The organism is Paraburkholderia sediminicola (genome assembly GCF_046026855.1).
Classification (GTDB): domain Bacteria; phylum Pseudomonadota; class Gammaproteobacteria; order Burkholderiales; family Burkholderiaceae; genus Paraburkholderia; species Paraburkholderia sediminicola_A.
On record NZ_JAQQET010000090.1, the window covers coordinates 1 to 1,432 of the forward strand.

1 protein-coding gene is annotated in these 1,432 nt (G+C 58.2%); it reads right to left on the minus strand.

The annotated features are described in order from the left end of the window. Positions 1-48 precede the first annotated feature (48 nt). On the minus strand, positions 49-1,314 hold the full coding sequence (locus tag PQR40_RS38925; protein WP_408341289.1) for an IS256 family transposase: 1,266 nt from the start codon (positions 1,312-1,314) through the stop codon (positions 49-51). Positions 1,315-1,432 lie beyond the last annotated feature (118 nt).

Genomic DNA, 1,432 nt, shown 5'->3' on the forward strand with positions numbered 1-1,432 from the left:
AGAGATATGGTCAAGACTGGTGTACAGACAGTTTGATGAGCAGCGATTTCAAGCGGCGAGTTTCTGCTGATCCGGTCGATCGTCTTGCACCGGTTCGCCGTCTTTGAAGGCAATGCCCTCCAACAACAGCTTGATCTGTTCGGGGCCGTTGATGCGGCGCCAGGTTTTCTCGGCTTCCTCGATCAGCTTGAATGCCAGACCGAGGAAGGTGGGTCGCGATACGCAGTTGCGCGTACGCGTAGTACGGTGACGTACCGTGGCAAACGTCGACTCAATCGCATTGGTCGTTCGCAAATGCTGCCAGTGCTCAGCCGGGAAGTCATAGAAGGCGAGCAAGCTTTCGCGATCCTTCTTCAAGGTGTCCGTCGCCTTCGGATACTTGGCCGCATGGATCGTCACGAACCGGTCGAACGCGGCGTACGCGTCGGCGCGTGTTGCTGCCATCCAGATTGACTGCAGATCTGCCTTGGCGCGGCCCTGTTGAGCCTTCGGTAGTGCATTGAGCACGTTGCCCATCTTGTGAAACCAGCAGCGCTGAGCGCGCGTCGTCGGAAACACTTCCTCCAACGCGGCCCAGAAACCCATTGCGCCGTCACCGACTGCCAGCAATGGCCCTGCCTGCAAGCCACGCGCCTTCAGATCCAGCAGGAGCTCTTGCCATGAGGCTTTCGACTCCCGATACCCGTCGCCGATCGCCACACGTTCCTTCTTGCCCTCGGGCGTTACGCCAATGATTACCAGCAGGCACTGGCCGTCTGAATTCTCGCTGCGCAAACCGGTATGAATGCCGTCGACCCACCAATAGACATATCGTGACTTCGACAGCTCGCGCCGGCTCCAGTTAGCATGTTCGTCGGCCCATTGCGCCTTCAGGCGGCTCACCACGTTCGCCGACAGGCCCCGGGCGTCCTCACCCAGCAGCACGCTCAGCGCCTCGCTCATATCGCCCGTCGAAATGCCCTTCAAATACAGCCAAGGCAGCGCTGCACTCACGCGCGGCGACTTCCTCACATAGGGCGGCACAATCGATGAATTGAACTTCACGCCTGATCCTGAACGGTCTCGAACCTTGGGGACCTTCACCGCGATCGGTCCGGCTGCCGTCAACACTTCACGTTCCGGCAAATAACCGTTGCGTACCACAGCGCGCTGCCCGTGCAATGTCTTGACGTTCTCGAACCGCTCCAGCAGCGACGACAGCTCCGCTTCGATTGCCTGCTGAATCACCTGCCGGGCTCCGTGCCGAACCAATTCGTCCAGCCCCAGACCGACTCCCGATGGTCCAACGACTTCTTTTTCTGTAAACTTGTTCATGGTGGATGGTTTGTTGTTTGCTAGTTTCCGACTTCGACAATCAGATTCTCAGCTAAAACCTCCACCGCCTTCAATCTCACGCTCCAACTTCCCCGTACACCAGAATCGAGCTTATCTC